16 protein-coding genes are annotated in these 20371 nt (G+C 32.9%); all 16 read left to right on the top strand.

All coding sequences use genetic code 11. The features are described from left to right. Positions 1-72: 72 nt before the first annotated feature. The 16 genes from ETI37_RS00125 to rplS all read left to right on the top strand — a co-directional run bounded on the left by ETI37_RS00125 (position 73) and on the right by rplS (position 20286). On the top strand, positions 73-1833 hold the full coding sequence (locus tag ETI37_RS00125; protein WP_048598093.1) for an oligopeptide ABC transporter substrate-binding protein: 1761 nt from the start codon (positions 73-75) through the stop codon (positions 1831-1833). Positions 1834-1917: 84 nt separating this feature from the next. Continuing rightward, the gene (gene rnc / locus ETI37_RS00120) at positions 1918-2610 is read left to right on the top strand and encodes a ribonuclease III (RefSeq protein WP_006586902.1); all 693 of its coding nucleotides are present in this window, start codon (positions 1918-1920) and stop codon (positions 2608-2610) included. A gap of 9 nt (positions 2611-2619) precedes the next feature. Beyond that, positions 2620-6189, top strand: a complete 3570-nt coding sequence (smc, locus tag ETI37_RS00115; RefSeq protein ID WP_143458369.1) for a chromosome segregation protein SMC — start codon at positions 2620-2622, stop codon at positions 6187-6189. Then, a complete protein-coding gene (ftsY, locus tag ETI37_RS00110; RefSeq protein WP_006586900.1) occupies positions 6189-7493 on the top strand; it encodes a signal recognition particle-docking protein FtsY in 1305 nt (434 codons plus the stop codon). Before smc ends, ftsY begins: the two co-directional genes overlap by 1 nt. 10 nt (positions 7494-7503) lie before the next feature. Further along, positions 7504-8928: a C69 family dipeptidase gene (locus tag ETI37_RS00105; protein WP_034535763.1), complete on the top strand. Its 1425-nt coding sequence runs from the start codon at positions 7504-7506 to the stop codon at positions 8926-8928. A 469-nt stretch (positions 8929-9397) separates the two neighbouring features. Next, positions 9398-11965: a class III lanthionine synthetase LanKC N-terminal domain-containing protein gene (locus tag ETI37_RS00100; RefSeq protein WP_006586898.1), complete on the top strand. Its 2568-nt coding sequence runs from the start codon at positions 9398-9400 to the stop codon at positions 11963-11965. Between the two features lie 13 nt (positions 11966-11978). After that, a complete protein-coding gene (locus tag ETI37_RS00095) occupies positions 11979-12797 on the top strand; it encodes a helix-turn-helix domain-containing protein (protein ID WP_143458368.1) in 819 nt (272 codons plus the stop codon). Between the two features lie 13 nt (positions 12798-12810). Beyond that, positions 12811-14388: an ATP-binding cassette domain-containing protein gene (locus tag ETI37_RS00090; RefSeq protein ID WP_034535762.1), complete on the top strand. Its 1578-nt coding sequence runs from the start codon at positions 12811-12813 to the stop codon at positions 14386-14388. Then, the gene (locus ETI37_RS00085; protein ID WP_006586895.1) at positions 14385-15971 is read left to right on the top strand and encodes an ATP-binding cassette domain-containing protein; all 1587 of its coding nucleotides are present in this window, start codon (positions 14385-14387) and stop codon (positions 15969-15971) included. The genes ETI37_RS00090 and ETI37_RS00085 overlap by 4 nt, the downstream gene beginning before the upstream one ends. A gap of 122 nt (positions 15972-16093) precedes the next feature. Further along, positions 16094-16327: a hypothetical protein gene (locus tag ETI37_RS00080; protein WP_006586894.1), complete on the top strand. Its 234-nt coding sequence runs from the start codon at positions 16094-16096 to the stop codon at positions 16325-16327. A 71-nt stretch (positions 16328-16398) separates the two neighbouring features. Further along, positions 16399-16734 carry a YlxM family DNA-binding protein gene (ylxM, locus tag ETI37_RS00075; protein WP_006586893.1) on the top strand — a complete coding sequence of 112 codons (336 nt, stop codon included), beginning with the start codon at positions 16399-16401 and terminating at the stop codon, positions 16732-16734. 4 nt (positions 16735-16738) lie between these two features. Further along, positions 16739-18166 carry a signal recognition particle protein gene (gene ffh / locus ETI37_RS00070; RefSeq protein ID WP_006586892.1) on the top strand — a complete coding sequence of 476 codons (1428 nt, stop codon included), beginning with the start codon at positions 16739-16741 and terminating at the stop codon, positions 18164-18166. 89 nt (positions 18167-18255) lie between these two features. After that, on the top strand, positions 18256-18528 hold the full coding sequence (gene rpsP / locus ETI37_RS00065; RefSeq protein ID WP_006584894.1) for a 30S ribosomal protein S16: 273 nt from the start codon (positions 18256-18258) through the stop codon (positions 18526-18528). 70 nt (positions 18529-18598) lie between these two features. Beyond that, positions 18599-19111: a ribosome maturation factor RimM gene (gene rimM, locus ETI37_RS00060; RefSeq protein WP_006586891.1), complete on the top strand. Its 513-nt coding sequence runs from the start codon at positions 18599-18601 to the stop codon at positions 19109-19111. After that, complete coding sequence (gene trmD / locus ETI37_RS00055; RefSeq protein ID WP_006586890.1) at positions 19101-19832, top strand: tRNA (guanosine(37)-N1)-methyltransferase TrmD; 732 nt, start codon at positions 19101-19103, stop codon at positions 19830-19832. The genes rimM and trmD overlap by 11 nt, the downstream gene beginning before the upstream one ends. A gap of 106 nt (positions 19833-19938) precedes the next feature. After that, positions 19939-20286, top strand: coding sequence for a 50S ribosomal protein L19 (gene rplS, locus ETI37_RS00050; protein WP_006584892.1), 348 nt, complete (start codon positions 19939-19941; stop codon positions 20284-20286). The last annotated feature ends 85 nt before the right edge of the window (positions 20287-20371 follow it).

Below are 20371 nucleotides of genomic sequence, written 5' to 3'. Positions count from 1 at the left end.
AACTATGCTTTTTTTCATTAAATTTTGGTGGTAAAATAGTTATTGTCATTGGATGACGATGAGGAGAATAATATGAAAAATTTAAAGGTATTTACAGGTTTAGGTTTATTGACAGCAGTCGCCCTCACAACAACTGCTTGTGGTGGCAATAATAATGGGTCTAATGCTACTAAGCAAGCGATTAGTTTTAAGCAGGCAGTTCCAACTAAGACTGCTAAAAAGGGTGGAAAAGTAAATGTTGCTATCGAAACTGATACACCATTTACTGGGATTTTTAGTAATGAATTGTCTACTAGTGCAATTGATAGTGAGGTTATGCAGTATGGGAGTGAAAGCTTATTCTCAACTGATGATGAATATCGATACACAAATGATGGTGCTGCAAGTATAAAAATTGATCAAAATGCTAAAACAGCTACTATTAAATTAAGAGATAATGTGAAATGGTCTGACGGGCAACCAGTTGTTGCTAAAGATATTGAATTTGCTTACGAGATACTTGCTAATAAGGAAACTCAATCGCAAAACTATACTTCAAGTTTGGAAGATATTGTGGGAATGAAAGACTACCACGAGGGAAAGGCGTCCACTATTTCTGGTATTGAAATGCCAGATGGTAAGACAGTAGTTATTCACTTTAATGAAATGAAGCCAGGTATGACTCAATCAGGTAATGGTTATATTTGGGAAAATGCAGAACCATATCATTATTTGAAAGATGTAAGTTTTAAGAAGTTAACTTCATCAGATAAGATTAGAAAGAATCCATTGTTCTTCGGTCCTTATAAACTATCTAAGATTGTTCGTGGTCAATCAGTTACTTGGGTTCCAAACAAGTATTACTGGCGTGGCACTCCAAAGTTAAGCCAAATTACAGCAACAGTTGTTTCACCAAATTCTGTTTCACAATCTATTAAGTCAAATAAGTTTGATGTAACTCAAGTAATTAATTCGCAATGGCAAAACATTAATTCAACCAAGAATGTTAACTTCATTGCTAAAGTTCCTCTTCAATATACTTATCTTGGATTTAAAGTTGGTAAATACAATTCAACTCTTGGCAAGAATGTGATGGATACAGATTCCAAGATGAATAATAAGGCTTTGCGTCAAGCTATTGCTTATGGCATGAACGTTAACCAAGTTTATAAGCGTTATTCATCTGGATTAACTTTTAGAATTCCAACCTTGATTCCAAAACAATTTGGCGATTACTTTGATAAAGATGCTAAGGGTTATTCATTCAACCTTAAAAAGGGTGAAGAATTACTTGATAAGGCTGGATACAAAAAACGTGGAACTTATCGTGTTCAGCCAAATGGTAAACCTTTAACTATTCACTTAGCAGCAATGAGTGGTTCTTCAATTCAAGATGCAGTTATTCAAAACTACATTCAACAATGGAAGAAGATGGGCTTGCACGTTGTTTTGACAGGTGGACGTTTGATTGAATTTAATTCATTCTATGATAAATTGAAAAATGATGCTCCTAACGTTGATATGTTTATCGGAGCATGGAGTTTATCAAGTGAACCATCACCAAATGATTTATATAGTGAAACAGCTCAATTTAACTATAGTAGATTTGTAACTAAGAAGAACAATGAATTGCTTAGTGAAATTGACTCACAAAAAGCCTTTAATCATAAATATCGTGTGAAGAAATTCCATGAATGGCAACAATATATGAATAACCAAGCTTATGTGGTTCCACTTACTAATTCATATTCAATTATGGCAATTAATGATAAGTTAACGGGTTACAGTTTGCAGCCATCTAAGAGTAATGGTAATGGCTTCCCTAACTGGTACTATGTTGCTTATAAAAAATAGATTTAATATTTGAAAAAGGACCGAGATGGTCCTTTTTTGCGTACTGAAAAATAGGTATAATAGAGCTTTAGAAAGGATTTTGAGATGGTAAGTACAAAGTTTAAAAATTACTTATTTGAAGAATATGGAATTAAGTTTAAAAATGAAACACTTCTTGAAGAAGCATTTACACATTCTTCATATGTAAATGAGCATCCTAAGGAGTCAGCTGGTAATTATGAAAAGCTGGAATTTTTAGGAGATGCTGTGCTTGAATTAGCTGTTTCGGATTATCTCTATCGGCATTTTCCAAGCTTAAATGAAGGGCAGCTAACCCGCTTACGTTCTAACATTGTTCGTACAGAAGGCTTTTCTGGCTTTGCTATTGAGTGTGGTTTCCCAGCTGAGATTAATTTGGGGCGCGGCGAAGAAAAAACAGGCGCTAGAGAAAGAAAAACTTTACTAGAAGATGTTTTTGAAGCATTTAATGGGGCGTTATTCCTTGATCAAGGAATGGATGCTGTTCAAAAATTCTTAAAATTAACTGTTTATCCATTGATTGATAGTGGCGAATTTACTGATTCAAGAGATTATAAGACTGATTTACAAGAGCTTTTACAAGTCAATGGTGCAATTAAGATTGAGTATCAAGTTCTTGAGGAAACTAAACTTCCTTCTAATTTTAAAGTAGCATTATTTGTTGAAGGAAAGAAAATTTCCGAAGGTAGTGGACATAATAAAAAAGCAGCTGAACAAGTAGCAGCTAAATTAGCATTAATAAAATATCAAGAGAAATAAGGTGAAAAGGTGCCATTAACTGAACTTACCCTAACAGGGTTTAAATCTTTTGCAGAAAAAACAAAAATAAAATTTGGCGATGGCATCACTGGTATCGTTGGTCCAAACGGTAGTGGGAAAAGTAACATTACAGAAGCAATTCGCTGGGTAATGGGTGAGTCAAGCGCTAAGTCTTTGCGTGGTAGTAACATGAAAGACGTAATTTTTGCGGGTAGCCAGTATAGGACGCCAATGAATCATGCGGAAGTGGAGCTTGTATTTGAAAATAAGAATCGTGCTCTTAACTTCGATGCTGATCGTGTAACGGTTGCCCGGAGAATCCTACGTAGTGGAGATAGCGAATATTTAATTAATAATCAAACTGTTCGCTTAAAAGATGTGCATGCATTGTTCATGGATTCTGGAATTTCACAAGATTCATTAGCAATTATTTCTCAAGGAAAAGTTGATGAAATTTTAAATTCTAGACCTGAAAATCGTCGTGCTATCTTTGAAGAGGCTGCTGGAGTGCTTCGATTTAAGGAACAAAAACAAGCAGCAACCAATCAATTAGCTAAAACTACTGATAATTTAATCAGAATTAATGACTTGGTTAATGAACTTGAAGGACGAGTTGAGCCGCTTCATAAGCAAAGTAGCCTGGCAAAAGAATATAAATTCCAAAAAGCTGGGTTAGATAAAGATTTAAAGACTTTGCTAGCCTTTGAGTTACAAGATTTAGAACTAAAAAGAACTGAACTAGCTAAAAAAACAGAAAAAAGTAAGATTTTGCTTAATAAGCTTGATGAGGAAGTTAGCCAATCTCAAAATGATTTGGCACAGAAAAAAAATCAACTAGCTAAAACAACTAAGGAAAAAGAAGCATTGCAAGAACGTCTTCTTAACCTAACGCAAGAAACTTCCAACTTAAATACTGATTTACAAGTTGCAGAACAATCTGACCAATATAATGATGCAACAAAGCATGAGTATGAAAATCAGTTAAATGAGTTAAAAAAGAACTTATCTTCCTTGACTGAAAAAGAAGCCTCTTTACAAAAAGAAGTAGATCAAGTTGCTACTCAAGAAGCTGCTTTAGCTAAAAAGAGGGATGGATATGCGCAAAGCTTACATTCTGATCCTGAAACCTTGAGCAAGGAATTAGAAAATTTGCGTAATGATTACATTCAAAGCTTGCAAGATCAAACAAGCAATAATAATGACTTGGTTTATGCAGAAAATGAATTGAAACGGCTAAACAATGCTGCAATGCCTGAATTAAAGACAGCTGAAGCAGAACTAGAAAAGGCTGAGGCAGAACTAACTCAATTAAAGCAGCAAGGTCAAGAAGCTAGTGCTAAGAAAAATAACTTACAAAATCAAGTTCAACTAAAAAGTGATTTAATTAATGATTTAACAGCCAAACAAAACTTAGCTAATCGCTCTTTGCAAGATATAAGTCAAAAATATCAAGCAGCTAAGGCTCAGAAAGAAGCGTTAGAAAATATTCAAAAGCGCCATGAAGGGTATTACTATGGTGTTAGAAATATTTTAAATCATTTGGATCAATATCAAGGCGTTATTGGTGCTGTTGGTGAGTTGCTTGATTTCCCAGCTGAGTTAGAAGCGGCTTTAACAACTGCACTAGGTGGCGGTGTTCAGGATTTGGTTACTGATACTAAGCAATCTTCTAGAAACGCAATTATGCAACTCAAGCAAAATCGAATGGGGCGAGCAACTTTCCTTCCATTAGATGGCTTGCGATTTAGTACAATTCCTTCATCAACAGTCACAACTTTAAAGTCGATGCCTGGTTTTATTGGAGTTGCAAGTGAATTAGTTAAAACTAAAGGGCAAGTTGATATATCAGTAGCTGTTAATTATTTATTGGGTAACGTAATTGTTGCTGACACAATTGATAATGCAATGAAGATTAATAGCCATATCTATCGCTATCGTATTGTTACTTTAGATGGGGATGTTATTAGTCCGGGTGGTTCAATGTCTGGTGGGGCCAAGAATCAGAGAAATAATTCCCCACTTCAAACAGCTGGTGAGATTAATAAGTTAACTAAAGCTGTGAATGAATTGGTAGCTGGAGTAAAAGCAGCTAAAGAGAAGATTATTACTTTAGATAAAAAAATTTCTAAAGAAAAAAAGATTTTTGCAAGCTTAAATGATGAACTACAAGTGGCTATTCAAGATTTAAGTGCATTAGCTTTAAGTTATCAAAACAAAGAAAGTGAAGTTAAGCGTCTTAAAGAAGCGCATCATCTCTATCAAAATCGTGCTGATGAAAGAGCAGCAGAAATCAAGCGTTTAGAAGAAAAAATTAAAGAGAAAAAACAAATACAAACGCAAATCAATGACCGCTTAGAAAAACAAAAACAGGCAATGGCCGAAAAGAAAGATCAGATTGATGATTTTGCAAATCTTAATAAAGATGTTCAAGCCAAGCTTGCAGAGTTGAATCCAAAATTAGCTGTTCTTCACAATCAAAAAAACAATTTGAAAGCTAAGTTACATGATTTAGCATCTCAAAAAGAGACTAGTACATCCCAAGTAAAACTTTTAGAAACTAAGCTAGCTGATTTAACTTCTAATAAAGAATTAACAGCTGAGCAAAAAGCTCAAAAAGTTCAAAAAATTACTGAATTGACTAAAGAAAAACAAGAACTAGAAGTAAAATTAAAAGAAATTAGTAGTCACTTGGGACAATTAGATGCTCAGATTAGCCAATTAGATGCTAGTTTCACTCGAAATTACGACTTGCGAAAAGATGCAGCAACTGAGCAGGAAAGTTATTCTGTCAGTTTAGCGCAAGTTAAAACTAAGATGAAGCAACATCTTGATAAATTACGTGATGAATATGCTTTAACTTATGAAATGGCTCTAAATCAGGCTGAAATTGAAAATAATTCTGAAAATCAGGCTAGATTAGCCAAAAGCGTTAAATTGCATCAGATGAGTTTAGATGATATTGGCCCTGTTAACTTGTCTTCAATTGAAGAATATGAAGAGGTTAAGAGCCGTTATGACTTTTTAACTGGACAACAAGCTGATTTACTTAAAGCTAAAGAAGACATTGAAAAATCAATGGCTAACCTTGATGAAGAAGTTAAGAAGCGCTTTAGTCACGCATTTAAAGAAATTGCCAAGAGCTTTAGCCAAATTTTCCCAGTTGTCTTTGGTGGTGGAAATGCTAAGTTGGTTTTAACTGATAGTGATAATCTATTAGAAACAGGGATTGAAATTATTGCTCAACCACCTGGTAAAAAGCTCCAAAAGTTAAGTTTGCTTTCTGGTGGAGAAAGAGCCTTAACAGCAATAACTTTGCTTTTTGCAATTTTACAAGTAAATCCAGTACCTTTCTGTATCCTTGATGAAGTAGAAGCTGCTCTTGATGATGCAAATGTAACAAGATTTGCTAAGTTTTTACATCATTATGATATGCATACACAATTTATTGTGATTACCCACCGACGTGGAACTATGGAAAAAGCAGATCAATTGTATGGTGTAGTTATGCAAGAATCAGGAGTATCACAGGTTCTTTCAGTGTCATTGAAAGAGATTAAAGATAATGATGAGGTGAGTTAATGGGATTATTTGACAAAATTAAAAAAACATTATTTGGGAATAATGAGGAAAAAGCTAAGCAGGCTCCTTCTAAGCCAGAAGAGGAAAAGGCGGAAGTTGCTGAAGAAACTAATGAAGTAAAACCAGAAGAAAATAAATCAGCGGAAATTGAAACTAATGCGGAAGCAGCTGAAGATAAAAATGAAAGTTCAGCTTCTGATGAAGTAAAAAATGAGCCGGAAGTAAGTTTTACCAAAGAAGAGCAAACTGATTCTGAAGAAGTTGTTGATTCAAAGCCAGAAAAAGATATTGTGGCTAGTCAAGAAGTTGAAGATAGTAGCTCAGAAGAAGAAAAAGGCGAAGAAACAGAACCTGAAGCAGAATCTAGCGAAAGTAAAACGCAAGAGCTTTATGATAGTGGCTTGAAAAAGACTAATCAGGGCTTTGGAGCTAGACTTAATGCCTTTTTTGCTCAATTTAGAAGTGTTGATGAAGACTTCTTTGATGAATTAGAAGATTTGCTAATTGAATCTGATGTTGGTTTTGAAACTAGTGAAGAACTAGTTGAACAGCTAAAAGACGAAGCAAAATTGCAAAATGCCAAGAGTCACGATGAACTCAAAAAATTAATTGTCCAAAAATTAGTAGACATTTACGATCAAAATGGTGATTCAGAGGCTGAAAAATTAACGTATAATGATGGTAAGACTAATGTTTACCTTTTTGTTGGGGTTAATGGAGCTGGTAAAACTACAACTATCGGTAAATTGGCCCAACGTTTCAAGAATCAAGGTAAGAAAGTTGTCTTAGTTGCAGCTGATACTTTTAGAGCTGGTGCAGTTGAACAGCTAAAAGAATGGGGAAGACGTACTGAAACAGAAGTTGTAACAGGTCCCGTTCAAGCTGATCCAGCAAGTGTAGTCTATGATGGTGTTAAACATGGCTTAGAAGAAAAGGCAGACTATGTTTTAGTTGATACAGCAGGTCGACTTCAAAATAAGCAAAACTTAATGAAAGAACTTGAAAAAATAGAACGTACTATCAAAAAGTTACTGCCAGAAGAACCAAGTGAAACATTATTGGTTTTAGACGGCTCAACTGGACAAAATGCCTTACTTCAAGCAAAGGATTTTGATAAGACTACTAAGTTAACTGGATTAGTTTTAACTAAGTTAGATGGTTCTTCAAAAGGTGGGGTAATTTTAGCAATCAGAAATGAAATGAAATTACCTGTTAAATTAGTTGGTCTAGGTGAAAAGGCAGAAGATTTAGCTGATTTTGATGCAGCTAGTTATGCTGTTGGTTTATTCCACGGCATTGTATAAGGAGAAAAAAATGAAAGAATTAAGCGCATGTACAACTATTTTAGTTGGTAAAAAAGCATCTATTGATGGCTCAACAATGATTGCTAGAAATGATGACACATTTTTACCAATTACTCCACAAAAATTTGTGGTAAAGCCTGCTGTTAAAGGTGAAAAAGGCCGCCATATTAAGTCATGGCTTAATAAATTTGAAATGGATTTGCCAGATTGGGCATATAGAACGCAAGCAGTTCCTAATGTTGATTACAAAAAATTAGGTTACTATGAAGAAAGTGGCATCAATGAAAAGAACGTTGCGATGTCTTGTACTGAATCAACTTATGGTAATGAAAGAACTTTAGCGTTCGATCCCTTAGTTGTTGATGGTCTTGATGAAGACTGTATGCAAAATGTGGTAGCACCTTATATTGACTCAGCCCGTGATGGAGTTAAATTATTGGGTGATTTAATTAAAAAGTATGGTTCTGCAGCTGGTAATTCAGTTTTGTTCGGTGATAAGGATGAAGTTTGGTACATGGAAATTGTTACCGGTCACCACTGGGTAGCCCAAAGAATTCCAGATGATTGCTATGCAGTTGCGGCAAACCGAGTTTCAATTGAGCAAGTTGACTTTAACGATCCTGACAACTTTATGTGGAGTGAAGGTATTCAAGAGTTCGTTGAAAAGCACCACTTAAATGTTGATCGAGAAGGCTTTAACTTCCGACACATTTTTGGTACATACAATGAAAAAGACCGTCATTACAACACTAGCCGTGTTTGGTACGCTCAAAGATACTTCAATCCAAGTATTGAACAAGATCCTGAAGATGGCGATTTACCATTTATTCGTAAGGCAGAAAAATTAATTAATCCTGATGATATTACTTTTGTTTTAGGTAGTCACTATCAAGAAACTCCATTTGATCCATATGGCAAGGGTACTGATGAAGAAAAGCATCGCTACCGTCCAATTGGTTTAAATAGAACTCAAAATGCCCACATCTTACAAATTAGAAATGACTTGCCAGAAGACAAGGCTGCGATTTACTGGTTATGTATTGGTGGACCAACCTTTACACCATTTATTCCATTCTTCGCCAATATGAACGATACTGAAGAAAGTTTTAAGAATACTAGCTTAACTTTCAATCAAAAAGATGCCTGGTGGTTCTACAAGGCAGTAGCGGCAACTGTTGAAAGTCATTACCCACAATTTGTTCAATTTGATACAGATTATCTAATTGAAATGCGTCGCTACTTTAGAGCAAGAATTGAAGAAGTTGTTGCTAAGGCAGGAGATTTGAAGGGTGAAGAATTAACAGAATTCTTGACTAAAGAAAATCAAGAAACTGTTCGTTATACTCGTGAACAAACTGAAAAATTATGGGGCAAGATGTTAACCGAAAGTATTAATATGAGTAAATTAACATTCAATATGGATAAAAATTTATAATTAATGAAAGGCGTAAGCAAGCTTAAAAGCTTGATATTACGCTTTTTTTGTTTTTGTAAAAATGCTATTAATCACTATTAATTGTAATTTTGTTGCACAAGTGTTGCACAAACTAAAAGTCCAATCTGAACTAAATTAATTTGTATATCTATTTGTTAGCAATAAGCTAAGCCCCCCTTTTATCCCACTTTTTGTTACAAACTTTCGTATTCGAAAATAAATTTTCAAATTTGAATAAATAAATTTTATAAAAAAAGCCATGATAAAATTTAATTAAATTAAAAAGAAAAGGAGATTTTAGTTATGAAAGTTGTAAAAGTATTTAGCATGAAAGATTTAAAGAAGTTACCAGTCAGAGAAGTTACAGGTGGACCTAAATTGTGTTCTTACACTTGTTCTTATACTTGTTAAATCTTTATTAAAAGACTAATTTTATTAGTCTTTTTTTATTTAAGAAGGAGGGAATAGAATGAATAAATATTTACCTTTTGTTTATGCCAATCAAAAAGAAGACGAGTTTTCAAAATTTTTAAAAAAAGGAACTTCTAAAAAATATTCTATAAATGTCTCTGATTTCTGGATTTATTTTAACGTCAAGAGTCAAAAATTACCTGATTCTGGATGGAAAGGACATTTAGCAGCAAGACCTGAAGATAAGTATAAAGTTTTTCAAATTGCAAAAGCTGTTTTTGAAGCAAATGACTGTTCTTTCAAGGTTGCTAAAAATATAGAATGTTTTAAAATCTTAAACGATCCACATATACCAGTAGCAGAAGCAAATAAATTTATTACATTTTATCCGCAAAATATAAATGTGTTTAAAATTGTTATTAAACAACTTTTTACAAAGCTAAAAAATTTTAAAGCTCCTCAAATATTTACTGATTATCAATTACCGAATAATAGTTGCGTTCAATTCAGATATGGTGCTTTTAAGAAAATTGCAAGATGGGATTTAAAAGCTCAAAAAGAGCTTCTTTATATGACGTTACCTTCAGGTGAAATTATTGAAGATAGTAGAGTTGGTTATTTTGATCTTCCTGAAGGAGTAGAGTGGCCATTTGGTTCAACGGAAAAATGGTTATTAGTACCCGAAAAAAATATTTCAAAACAATCCAAGCTAAATTCATATAGTTTTATTGAAATAATGGCGCAAAAAAACAAAGGTGATGTCTATTTAGGTGTTGAGAATGTAACTGGAAAACAAGTGATAATTAAATCGGCAAATCCGTATGTTAAGAATGATTGTGCTGCTTATTCCGCTAAAGAACTATTAAGGAACGAGAATCAAATGTTACGCAATCTTAGTAATTTAAATGTGATTCCAAAAGTGAAATCTTATTTCAATGAAAATAATATAGAATTTCAAGTTACGGAATTTATTGATGGGAAAAGTTTGGATAGCTTTTTTGGTAAAGAAAAATTATTAAGTGTGATTCTTTCAATTTGCAATACTATAAGACTTATCCATGAAGCAGGATATATAATTGGTGATGTAACTAATAGTAATTTTATTTATAAAGATGGAATAACATATTTGGTTGATCTTGAATATGTTAGGAAAAATGCAAATAAAAAATATAAAAGAACTTTTAAAACACCATATTATGTTCCAAATTATTCTACGAAAACTTTTTTGACACAGAAAGAAGATTTGTTTTCTTTAGGCATTATTATAATTACCTTGACACTTGGAAAAACACCAAAATATAATTCTGAAAATCTTAACGATGCAGTTAGAATTTTGATTAATCAAAATAAATTAGCTTCAAAATTGAATCCTCAATTTAGTGCTTTTTTAGATATTGCCAATTATATTTTGTCATTGTCAATAGACCCCAATCCATATGTATCTGAAAATTTGAACCAAAATAAAATAAAAGATATTTATAAATACGGATTTTACGTTGACTCAATTAAAGATTTTGATACTAGCTTATTGATGAATTCTTTAGAAGAGCTTCCGAAACAATTAAAGAAATCAGATTATAAGATAGGTGAAAAATGGTGGAAAAGTAAAAATTTTGGTCAATACGTTAGTGAATTATCTATTCAGCATGGAATTTCTGGGGTCGATACAGCATTGAAAGTAAGCGCTGAAAAACTTCCGATAAAACAAAAAGTACTTGATATAAGCAATAATTTTGAATATGGAGATAGTTATTTGTTTGGAAGTACAGGATTAATTTGGAATTTAATTGCGTTATTCAAGGAAAAAGAAATTGATTCTTCGACATTAAGGAATGAAGCAAAAAAGATTATTCTATCGTGGCCTGAAAAAAAAGAGGTTAACGATTTTGTTTTAGGTGTTTCCGGAAAAGCTTACACTCTATTATATTTAAATTTATTATTAAAAGATGCTAGCTTTTCAAAAGAATTAAAAAAACTAGGGGAAAAGATATTTGAAAGCTTTTACGATATTGATTTTGAAACCACAAATTTCTCAAGAATTAATTTCGCTCATGGAAGTGTGGGGAAAGCTTATGTTTTGTATCTTTTAGGTTGTTACTTTAAAAATAGAGATTTTAAAAGTAAAGCTCAGTTAGAACTTAAAAAAGCTGATAAAATAGTGGATAGAAGTATAAATATTAATAAAAGCTTCTTTTCAGATTCGTTAAAGTATTCTTGGTGTGAAGGACTCGCTGGAATTGCTTTTGGCTTTAATAGGATTGAATTACTTTCACATGGAAAAATAAAATTTTCTTCTTTATCTAAAATTATTTCGTTTTTATCAAAGGGATTTTGCACAATCGAAGCTTGTTTTTGTCATGGAAGACAAGGAATTTTAAATACGATTTTTGAATATAATCAGTACCATGAAAAGCATTTTTCCAAATTGGATGATTTATTACAATATGATTTACTTAATTTCTTTAATCCCAGTTCTGGAGAGTGGAATATTTTAGATGAAACGGGGTATGAAAATGCCATGGATTATGGTGTCGGACAACTGGGTGTTATAGTAATTGATCGAATGGTCTTTAGAAAAGGTGAGAATCCATTTTTCATTCCAATTGAGTCTGAAATGACGCTATGATAAGGTGGATTAAATGACGGTTGGAGAAGCATTAAAACAAGAAAGAAAAAATTTAAATCTTACTCAATCAGCTATGGCTGCTGAAGTAATTTCACCATCTTTTTATTCTAAGGTTGAAAATAATCTTCATGAAATAAATGTAAATGATTTATTAGCTATTTTAGATGCACATTGCATAGATATACCGTCTTTCTTTATGAAAATTGATTCAAAAGTAAAAACTGACTATTTTAATCTTAATACTTTTACGGATAGAGTCTTGGATATATGGTATAACAAGGATTTAAAACAATTAGCTGAACTTCAAACAGAATTAACGAAATATACAGGTAATGATGTTAGTTTTTTGAATCTACAGGTTGAATTATTAACCTTCTTTATCAAAACTGAAAGGAATGCAAAATTATCTGATTCTCTAATGCAAAAACTACGAGCCGAACTTTTTAAGCAAAATAGTTGGTCATTAAGCTCTTTAAAAATTTTTAGATTAACAATGCGTATCTATGACCTTGATCAGCTTACCTTTTTTATGGCTTCAATAATGAATAAATTCTCTGATTTTAAGGGAGTTAATCTTGAGATAGTAGAAGTGATTGCAGCAATTTCAGTTAATTATTTAGATAATTGCTATGAAAATAATGAATTCAATCAATCTCGCAATGTGCAGAACTACCTCGAAAAAATGCCTGCTAATTTAACTTTGTTTGCTTATAAGTTATTAGGTAGGTATTACCAGGCTTTGTTTGATAAGAATACTACAGAATTAACTAATATTCGCCAAGTATTTATTGATTGTGGTTATCAGACCTTTATCCAGCTCTTACCAAAATAAAGGAGGGGGAGATATGAATTTAAAAGGACTTTTGAAAATTAACTACCTGCAGAGCTTTTTACTAGTCTTTTTATTGATATTTACCAGTATTCTAACAACAAGTAGTACTTATGTATTTAAATTTTTGATTAATAGTTTATCAGAAAGAGATTTTAAAGATTTCTTAGCATATTTGTTAGTTACCGTTCTTCTAGCAGTAATTACTGGGATTGGGAAAGGCTGGACAAATTATAGTTTTGAAAAAATAAAACAAGCTTATCTTCATCAAATAAGAGCTCGCTTAGTTAAAAGTTACTATTATCAAAATTGTCATGATATTTCTAAAATGCAAAATGAACTGAGCAATAATTTAAAAACGTTATCAGATAATTTTGCTCAAGCTAATTATGAAATTGCAGTTAATTCAATATCGTTTTTTCTTTCATTAGGCGTTTTATTAACACTTCATTGGGGTTTAATTTTAATAACTTTCTTTTGTTTTAGCTTGATTATGTTAGCACCAAAATTATTGGAAAATTATCTTGCACGTGCAAGTAAGAAAGTGGCCGATAAAAATCAATTACTTCTTAAAAATGCCCATAACTGGTTGGGAGGAATTGAAGAAATACGTAGATATCATAAAAAACACAAACTAACAAATGAACTCGGTCAAGTAGCGGGCAAATTTGAAAAAGCTCAGTTAAATGAACAAAAGGCTATGCAATTTGCAGATTTTTTTAATAGTGGACTAAATATTGGAGCTCAGACTCTCTTAGCAGCAAGTGCGGCTATTTTATTTTTTGCTCATCAATTAGATCTTGGGAGTACGATGGTTGCTAGTTATTTTGCTTTTAATATTTTTGCAAGCCTTGGTACTTTAATTAATCAGTATATGAAGCTCAAATCAAGTCGTGATTTAAATCAAGAAATTTTACTAAGTCAAAAATTTAAACCAATTTTAGATAATGAAAATGAAGCTGTAGGTGGAGTCAAGGGCCAAAATTTGCTTTTCAAATATCAAAATGGTGAAGAAATTCGTTATCCTGATTTTGAAATCAAACCTGGTGATAAAGTTCTAGTGACTGGCGAAAGTGGTGTGGGTAAGTCTACTTTATTCAAACTGATAATTGGTGAATTAAAACCAGTAGCAGGTCAAATTAACTTCTTTAAGCAAAATGGCCAAGAAATTAAAAATCGTAATCTTGATATGCTATATCTAGCTCAAGATGCTAAGTTATTTCCAGTTAGTATCTTGGATAATATTACAATGTTTAAAAATTTAGCTATTGATAAAGTTCAAAAAGCTTGTAAATTAGTTGATTTTGATCGAGATTTAGCAGTTTTACCTCAAGGACTAAGTACAATAGTTAATTTAGCAAATGAGAATCTTTCTGGTGGGCAAATGCAAAAAATTGTACTTGCTCGTGCTAGTTTGCACGATACAAAATTTTTATTACTTGATGAAGCCACTAGTGCAATTGATAGTAAAACTAGTTTTGATATTTTCAAAAATCTATTGCAAAGAGAAATAACAATTGTTGTTATTGCTCATAACTTACCAGCAGAAACAAAGAAATTATTTACCCACCAGATTCATTTGGAGAAGGGGTGAAGAAGTTGAATTTTAAAGACTTCATCAAAACAAATCCTTTAAATTTTGGCATTTCTATTTTATTAATAATTTTGAGTTCTTTTGCAACTATCCTAGCAACTTACCTGATAGCAATCACGACAACTGCAATTCAAAAAAATGATTTCAATCTTTGGTTAAATATGCTTTTGTTATCACTAGTTGTTGATGTGGTAATTGTGTTTTTGGGACCAATTTCAACGTATTTATTGGAAAGACAATTTCAACAATATTCCCATCAGGTTAGATTGAAGTTAATCAGTCATTTTTATAAAGAAAAAAAGTTTGAATTAGCTCGATGGGAAAATCGGCTTACTAATGATATAAGCATGTTAAGACAAGAGAAATTTTTGCTTTTACCAGAATTGATTTCTTGTATTTGTTTAATTGTTTTTGCTGCTCTTGCTTTGTGGTATGCTAATTGGTTACTTTTTTTAGTTACAATTTTGGTTACTATTATTTCACTTTTCCTTCCTAAATTTATTCAAAAAGCAATGCAAAAGTCCTTTCAAAAAATCTCTGCTGCCAATCAAAAATATCTTTTTCAAATTGAAAATTGGTTAGATGGAATTGCAGAAATTAGGCACTTTTTAGCGGGAGCTAAATTATTCAAGATTTTAGCCAGCTCCTCTACCAGCTTAGAAAGGGCTAATCTTAAACAAACTGGGAATATTCAAATTCTAATTCTATTAAATAAATTAATGGCAACGATTTTTACCACTGTTCTATACCTTGTTGCTGGTTATTTGTTTATCTCAGGCAAAGCGGAATTTGGTTTGATAATTGCGGTAGGAAATTATGAATATTACTTAACTAATTCAATTACAAGGTTAACTACTTCTTGGGGTCAAATTAAAGGAACTGATAAATTGAGCCGGGAAATTTTAAGTGATTGTCATGAGCTTGAAGAAGAAGTAAAAAATATACCAAATTATGCGGTTGACATTGCAACTAGCCCTTTAACTTTTCAATTTGAAAATGGGGAGAGCTTATCATATCCTGAATTAAATATTAAAGCTGGTGAAAAAGTTTTACTGACTGGTGATACTGGAGCAGGCAAGTCTACCTGGATGAAGTTGATTTTAGGACAGTTAAAACCAACGACTGGAAAAATCAGCTTTTTAAAAAATGGACAACTGATAAATTATGACCCTCAACAAATTAGATATATTCCTCAAAAGCCTAGCTTACTTCCTGGGACAATTTTGGATAATATTACTATGTACGATAAGGAACTAAAATCAACAGCTCTATCGGTAGTTAAAAAAGTGGGACTTGATTCTGATTTAGCTAAGTTTTCGCTTGGAATTAATGAACCCGTTGATTTAGAAAAGCTAAATGTGTCTGGTGGTCAAAGACAAAAAATTATTTTGGCGAGGGCATTGGTGCATAAAGCAAAGATTATTTTTATTGATGAGGGAACGAGTGCAATCGATGAAACAGGTACGAAGAAAATTTTGAAATATTTATCTCAATTAGATGTTACCGTTGTTTTTATTGCACATAATTTTAATTTAGAGTTAGAGCAATATTTTGATCGTGTAATACATTTAAGTAAATATTAAAGGCGTAAGCAAGCTTAAAAGCTTGATATTACGCCTTTTTTGATATCTAAAAAGCTTTTTCTTATCTAATCTTGTATAATAATATTATAAAAGCGGTTACAAAAAAGAGGACGGTGATAAATATGACTTTAAATCAATATCAAGTAGGTCATCTTCTTAATATGATTTTACTTACTTTTTTGATGCTTAATACGGTTCATTCCAATATCTTATTTGCAGGTATATTTTTAATTTTGTCAGTTGTTCCAAGTTATTTCTTATTAGGTCAAATAGCTAAAACGAAACCTTATTTCGTGTTTTTACAATCACTTTGGGACTTCATCTTGTTTTCAGTATTTTGTTTCTTTATTAAGTAAGTTATCTATGAATTAAGCTACACCATGGAGTGTAGCTTTTTGTTTTGGTATACTATGAATTGGTGAAGTAAATGGAACTTATAAAAAATGAAAATTTAGCTGATTTATATTCTTTTTATGGTCAGTTATTAACGAAAGGGCAACAGGCCTATTTTGAAGATTATTATTATGATGATTTATCATTAGGTGAAATTGCTGATAATCATGGTGTTTCGCGTCAGGCTGTTTATGATAACTTACGCAGATCTAGTAAAAGCTTGGAAAACTATGAAAAGAAGCTTCACCTTAAGAGTGACTACGTTAAAATGGAAAATTTGGCTAGTAAGGCTTTAAAAGAGCTAAATAGTAATCCAGAGGCTTGTCACGATAACTTAACTAAGTTAATTAAATTAATTAGAGGAGAATAGTTAGATGGCTTTTGAAAATTTAAGTGAGCGAATTCAAAAAGCATTAAAAAATTTAACTGGGAAAGGTAAGGTTAGCGAAGCAGATATTAATGCTGCTAGTCGTGAAATTCGACTTGCCTTACTTGAAGCTGATGTTAATTTTAAAGTCGTAAAAGACTTTATTAAAAAAATTAAGGAAAGAGCTTTAGGTCAAGAAGTTCAAGGTAGTTTAACTCCCGGTCAACAAATTATTAAGATTGTTAATGATGAATTAACTAAGATGATGGGAGAAGAAGCTGCCAAGTTAAACAAAGCTCCCCATATTCCAACAATTATTATGATGGTTGGTTTGCAAGGTACTGGTAAAACTACTACTGTTGGTAAATTAGCTAAGTATTTAATGGATACTGAAAAGGCTCGTCCCTTATTGATTGCTGGTGATATTTACCGTCCTGCAGCAATTGATCAGTTAAAGCAAATTGGTGATCAATTGTCAGTACCTGTGTTTAGTGAAGATGAAAAAGATGTCGCTAAAATTGTGGCTGATGGTTTAGCTCAAGCTAAGGAAGCTAAAAATGATTATGTTTTAATCGATACCGCTGGTCGACTTGAAATTGATGAAGCGTTAATGGAAGAATTAGAACGAGTTAAAGAAGTAGCTAAGCCTGATAATATTGTCTTAGTTGTTGATGCAATGACTGGTCAAGTTGGTGCACAAGTTGCTGAGACTTTTGATAAGCGTTTAGATGTTACTGGTGTTATTTTAACTAAACTTGATGGTGATACTCGTGGTGGTGCTGCTCTTTCAATTAGAGCAGTTACTGGCAAGCCGATTCTGTTTACTGGTCAAGGTGAAAAATTATCTGAGCTTGAAGGTTTTTACCCAGATAGAATGGCATCAAGAATTTTGGGTATGGGGGATGTTTTAACCTTAATTGAAAAAGCCCAGAGAGATTACGATGCCAAAGAGGCAGAAAAAGTTGCGCAAAAGATGCGTGAAAACACTTTTGATTTTAATGACTTTATTGATCAATTAGAACAAGTTCAAAAGATGGGCCCACTTGACCAAATTATGAAGATGATTCCAGGCATGGCTAATAATCCACAACTTAAAAATTTCTCAATTGATGAAAAGCAAATCGCTCATACTAAAGCTATCGTTTACTCGATGACTGAAGCAGAACGTCAAGATCCAGATTTGCTTAATCCTTCTAGAAGACGGAGAATTGCCGCTGGTTCTGGTCGTCCAATTATGGAAGTTAATCGGATGATTAAACAATTTAAACAATCAAAAGATATGATGCAAAAAATTACTAGTGGTAATACCAAGGCTTTGGCAGGACTTCCAGGAATGGATTCACCAATGGCTCAAGCTGCAATGCGCCGTATGGGTAAGCAATTTAAGAAAGGTAAAAAGAAGCGTCTAAAACACATTAAAAGATTTAAATCATAAAAATTTAAACTGTTAAGGAAAAATACTTTACACCTTCTATTTTGTTTGGTATATTATATATCGTTAATTAATTAGGAGGAATTCAAACTATGGCAGTTAAAATTCGTATGCGTCGTATGGGTTCAAAGAGAAAGCCTTTCTACCGTATCGTAGTTGCTGACTCAAGAGCTCCACGTGATGGTCGTTTTATTGAAGAAGTAGGTTACTACAACCCAGTTTCACAACCTAAGGAATTAAAGCTTGACGAAGAAAAAGTTTTCGCATGGCTTCAAAAAGGTGCACAACCATCAGACACTGTTAGATCACTTCTTTCAGGTGCTGGCTTGATGCAAAAGTTGCACGACGCAAAATACAACAAGTAATTAGATTTACTTAGAAAGTTTGAAGTGAGAGCTTCAAACTTTTTTTATTAGCTAGAATGAGGATTTTTTAATGCAGTTTTATGATGTTGCCCAAGTTTTAACAAGTCATGGACTTAAAGGTGAAGTAAAGGTAAAGGTAATTACTGATTTTCCTGAGCAACGCTTTTGTGAAGGGGTTAAGCTTTTTATAAAAGATGATATGCGTCAATTAACCGTAGAAAGTGGACGACCATTTAAGCAATTTTGGCTGGTTACTTTTAAAGAAATTAAAGATATTAATGAAGCTGAAAGCTTATTTGGTAAAACTTTGGTAATTAGTGAAGAAGATCAAGAACAATTACCTGAAGGTCATTATTATTACCACCAGATTATTGGTTTATCAGTAGTAGATAATGAAACTGACGAATTGATTGGTAAAGTAACTGATATTGAAGCCCCAGGTGCTAATGATATTTGGCAAGTAACTCCTAAAGTGGGTAAACCATTTTGGCTTCCATATGTTCCAAGTTTTGTAAAGAGTGTTAATTTGGATAAAGAAGAGGTAAGAGTAGAATTGATGGAGGGATTACGCGATGAAGATTAATGTATTGACGCTTTTCCCAGATATGTTTACTCCATTACAGGTTTCTATGCTTGGCCGTGCTCTTGAAGATAAAAAATGGGATTTAAATTTAGTAAATTTCCGTGATTTTACTACTGATGTACACCACCATGTTGACGATACTCCATATGGTGGTGGGGCTGGGATGGTTTTGCAAATTATGCCAATAAAAAAAGCCCTTGATTCGCTTGAAAAAAAGGGAAAAGTTATTATTACTGCTCCACAGGGGAAAACTTTTAATCAAAAGATGGCTAAACGTTGGGCGGATGAAGAGCAAGATTTGACATTTATTTGTGGACATTATGAAGGCTTTGATCAAAGAGTTTATGAAATGGCCGATGAAGTTGTTTCAATTGGTGATTATGTTTTAACTGGTGGAGAATTGCCAACTATGAGCATGATTGATGCAACAGTCCGTCTTTTACCGGGAGTTTTAGGAAATTCAGCTTCTGCAGTGGAAGAAAGTTTTTCTCATGGTTTACTTGAATACCCACAATATACACGCCCTGCCGAATTTGAAGGAATGAAAGTGCCGGAAGTATTAATGAGTGGGAATCATGGGAAAATTGCTGAATGGCGTTTAAAAGAAGCTTTACGAAATACTCTTTTAAGGCGACCAGATTTATTAGAAACTCGAGAATTTACCCCAGAAGAAAGTAAATTATTAACTGAAATTAAGCTAGATCTTGAAAATAAGAACTAGACTTGTTAAACTATTCTGAGTGGTGTTTGTATCCACGTAATTAAGTTATGGGTATTCCGCTGGCAAGAGTATTGTTGAAGAATATCGTAGAAGGAGAAGATATATTATGGATCCATTAATTCAAGAATTGACTAAGGAACAACTTCGTGATGATATTCCTGCATTCCGCGCAGGTGACACTGTTCGTGTTCACGTACGTGTTGTTGAAGGTACTCACGAACGTATCCAACTTTTCGAAGGTGTTGTAATTAAGAAGAAGGGCGTTGGTATCAGCGCAACTTACACTGTTCGTAAGATTTCTTCAGGTATCGGCGTTGAACGTACTTTCCCAGTTAACGACCCACGTGTTGCTAAGGTAGAAGTTGTACGTCATGGTCGTGTACGTCGTGCTAAGCTTTACTACTTACGTAACTTACACGGTAAGGCAGCAAGAATTCGTGAAGTTCGTCGTTAATCTCACGTTAAAAAAGGCAGCTCGAAAGAGCTGTCTTTTTTTGTTTTTGCATGAAAGCGTTTTTTTGAAAAAGACTAATTCTTCA

This window comes from Lactobacillus mulieris (assembly GCF_007095465.1).
Taxonomy (GTDB): Bacteria; Bacillota; Bacilli; order Lactobacillales; family Lactobacillaceae; genus Lactobacillus; species Lactobacillus mulieris.
The sequence above is the reverse complement of the archived record's forward strand: the minus strand, read 5'-3'. Positions and strand labels throughout refer to the sequence as shown.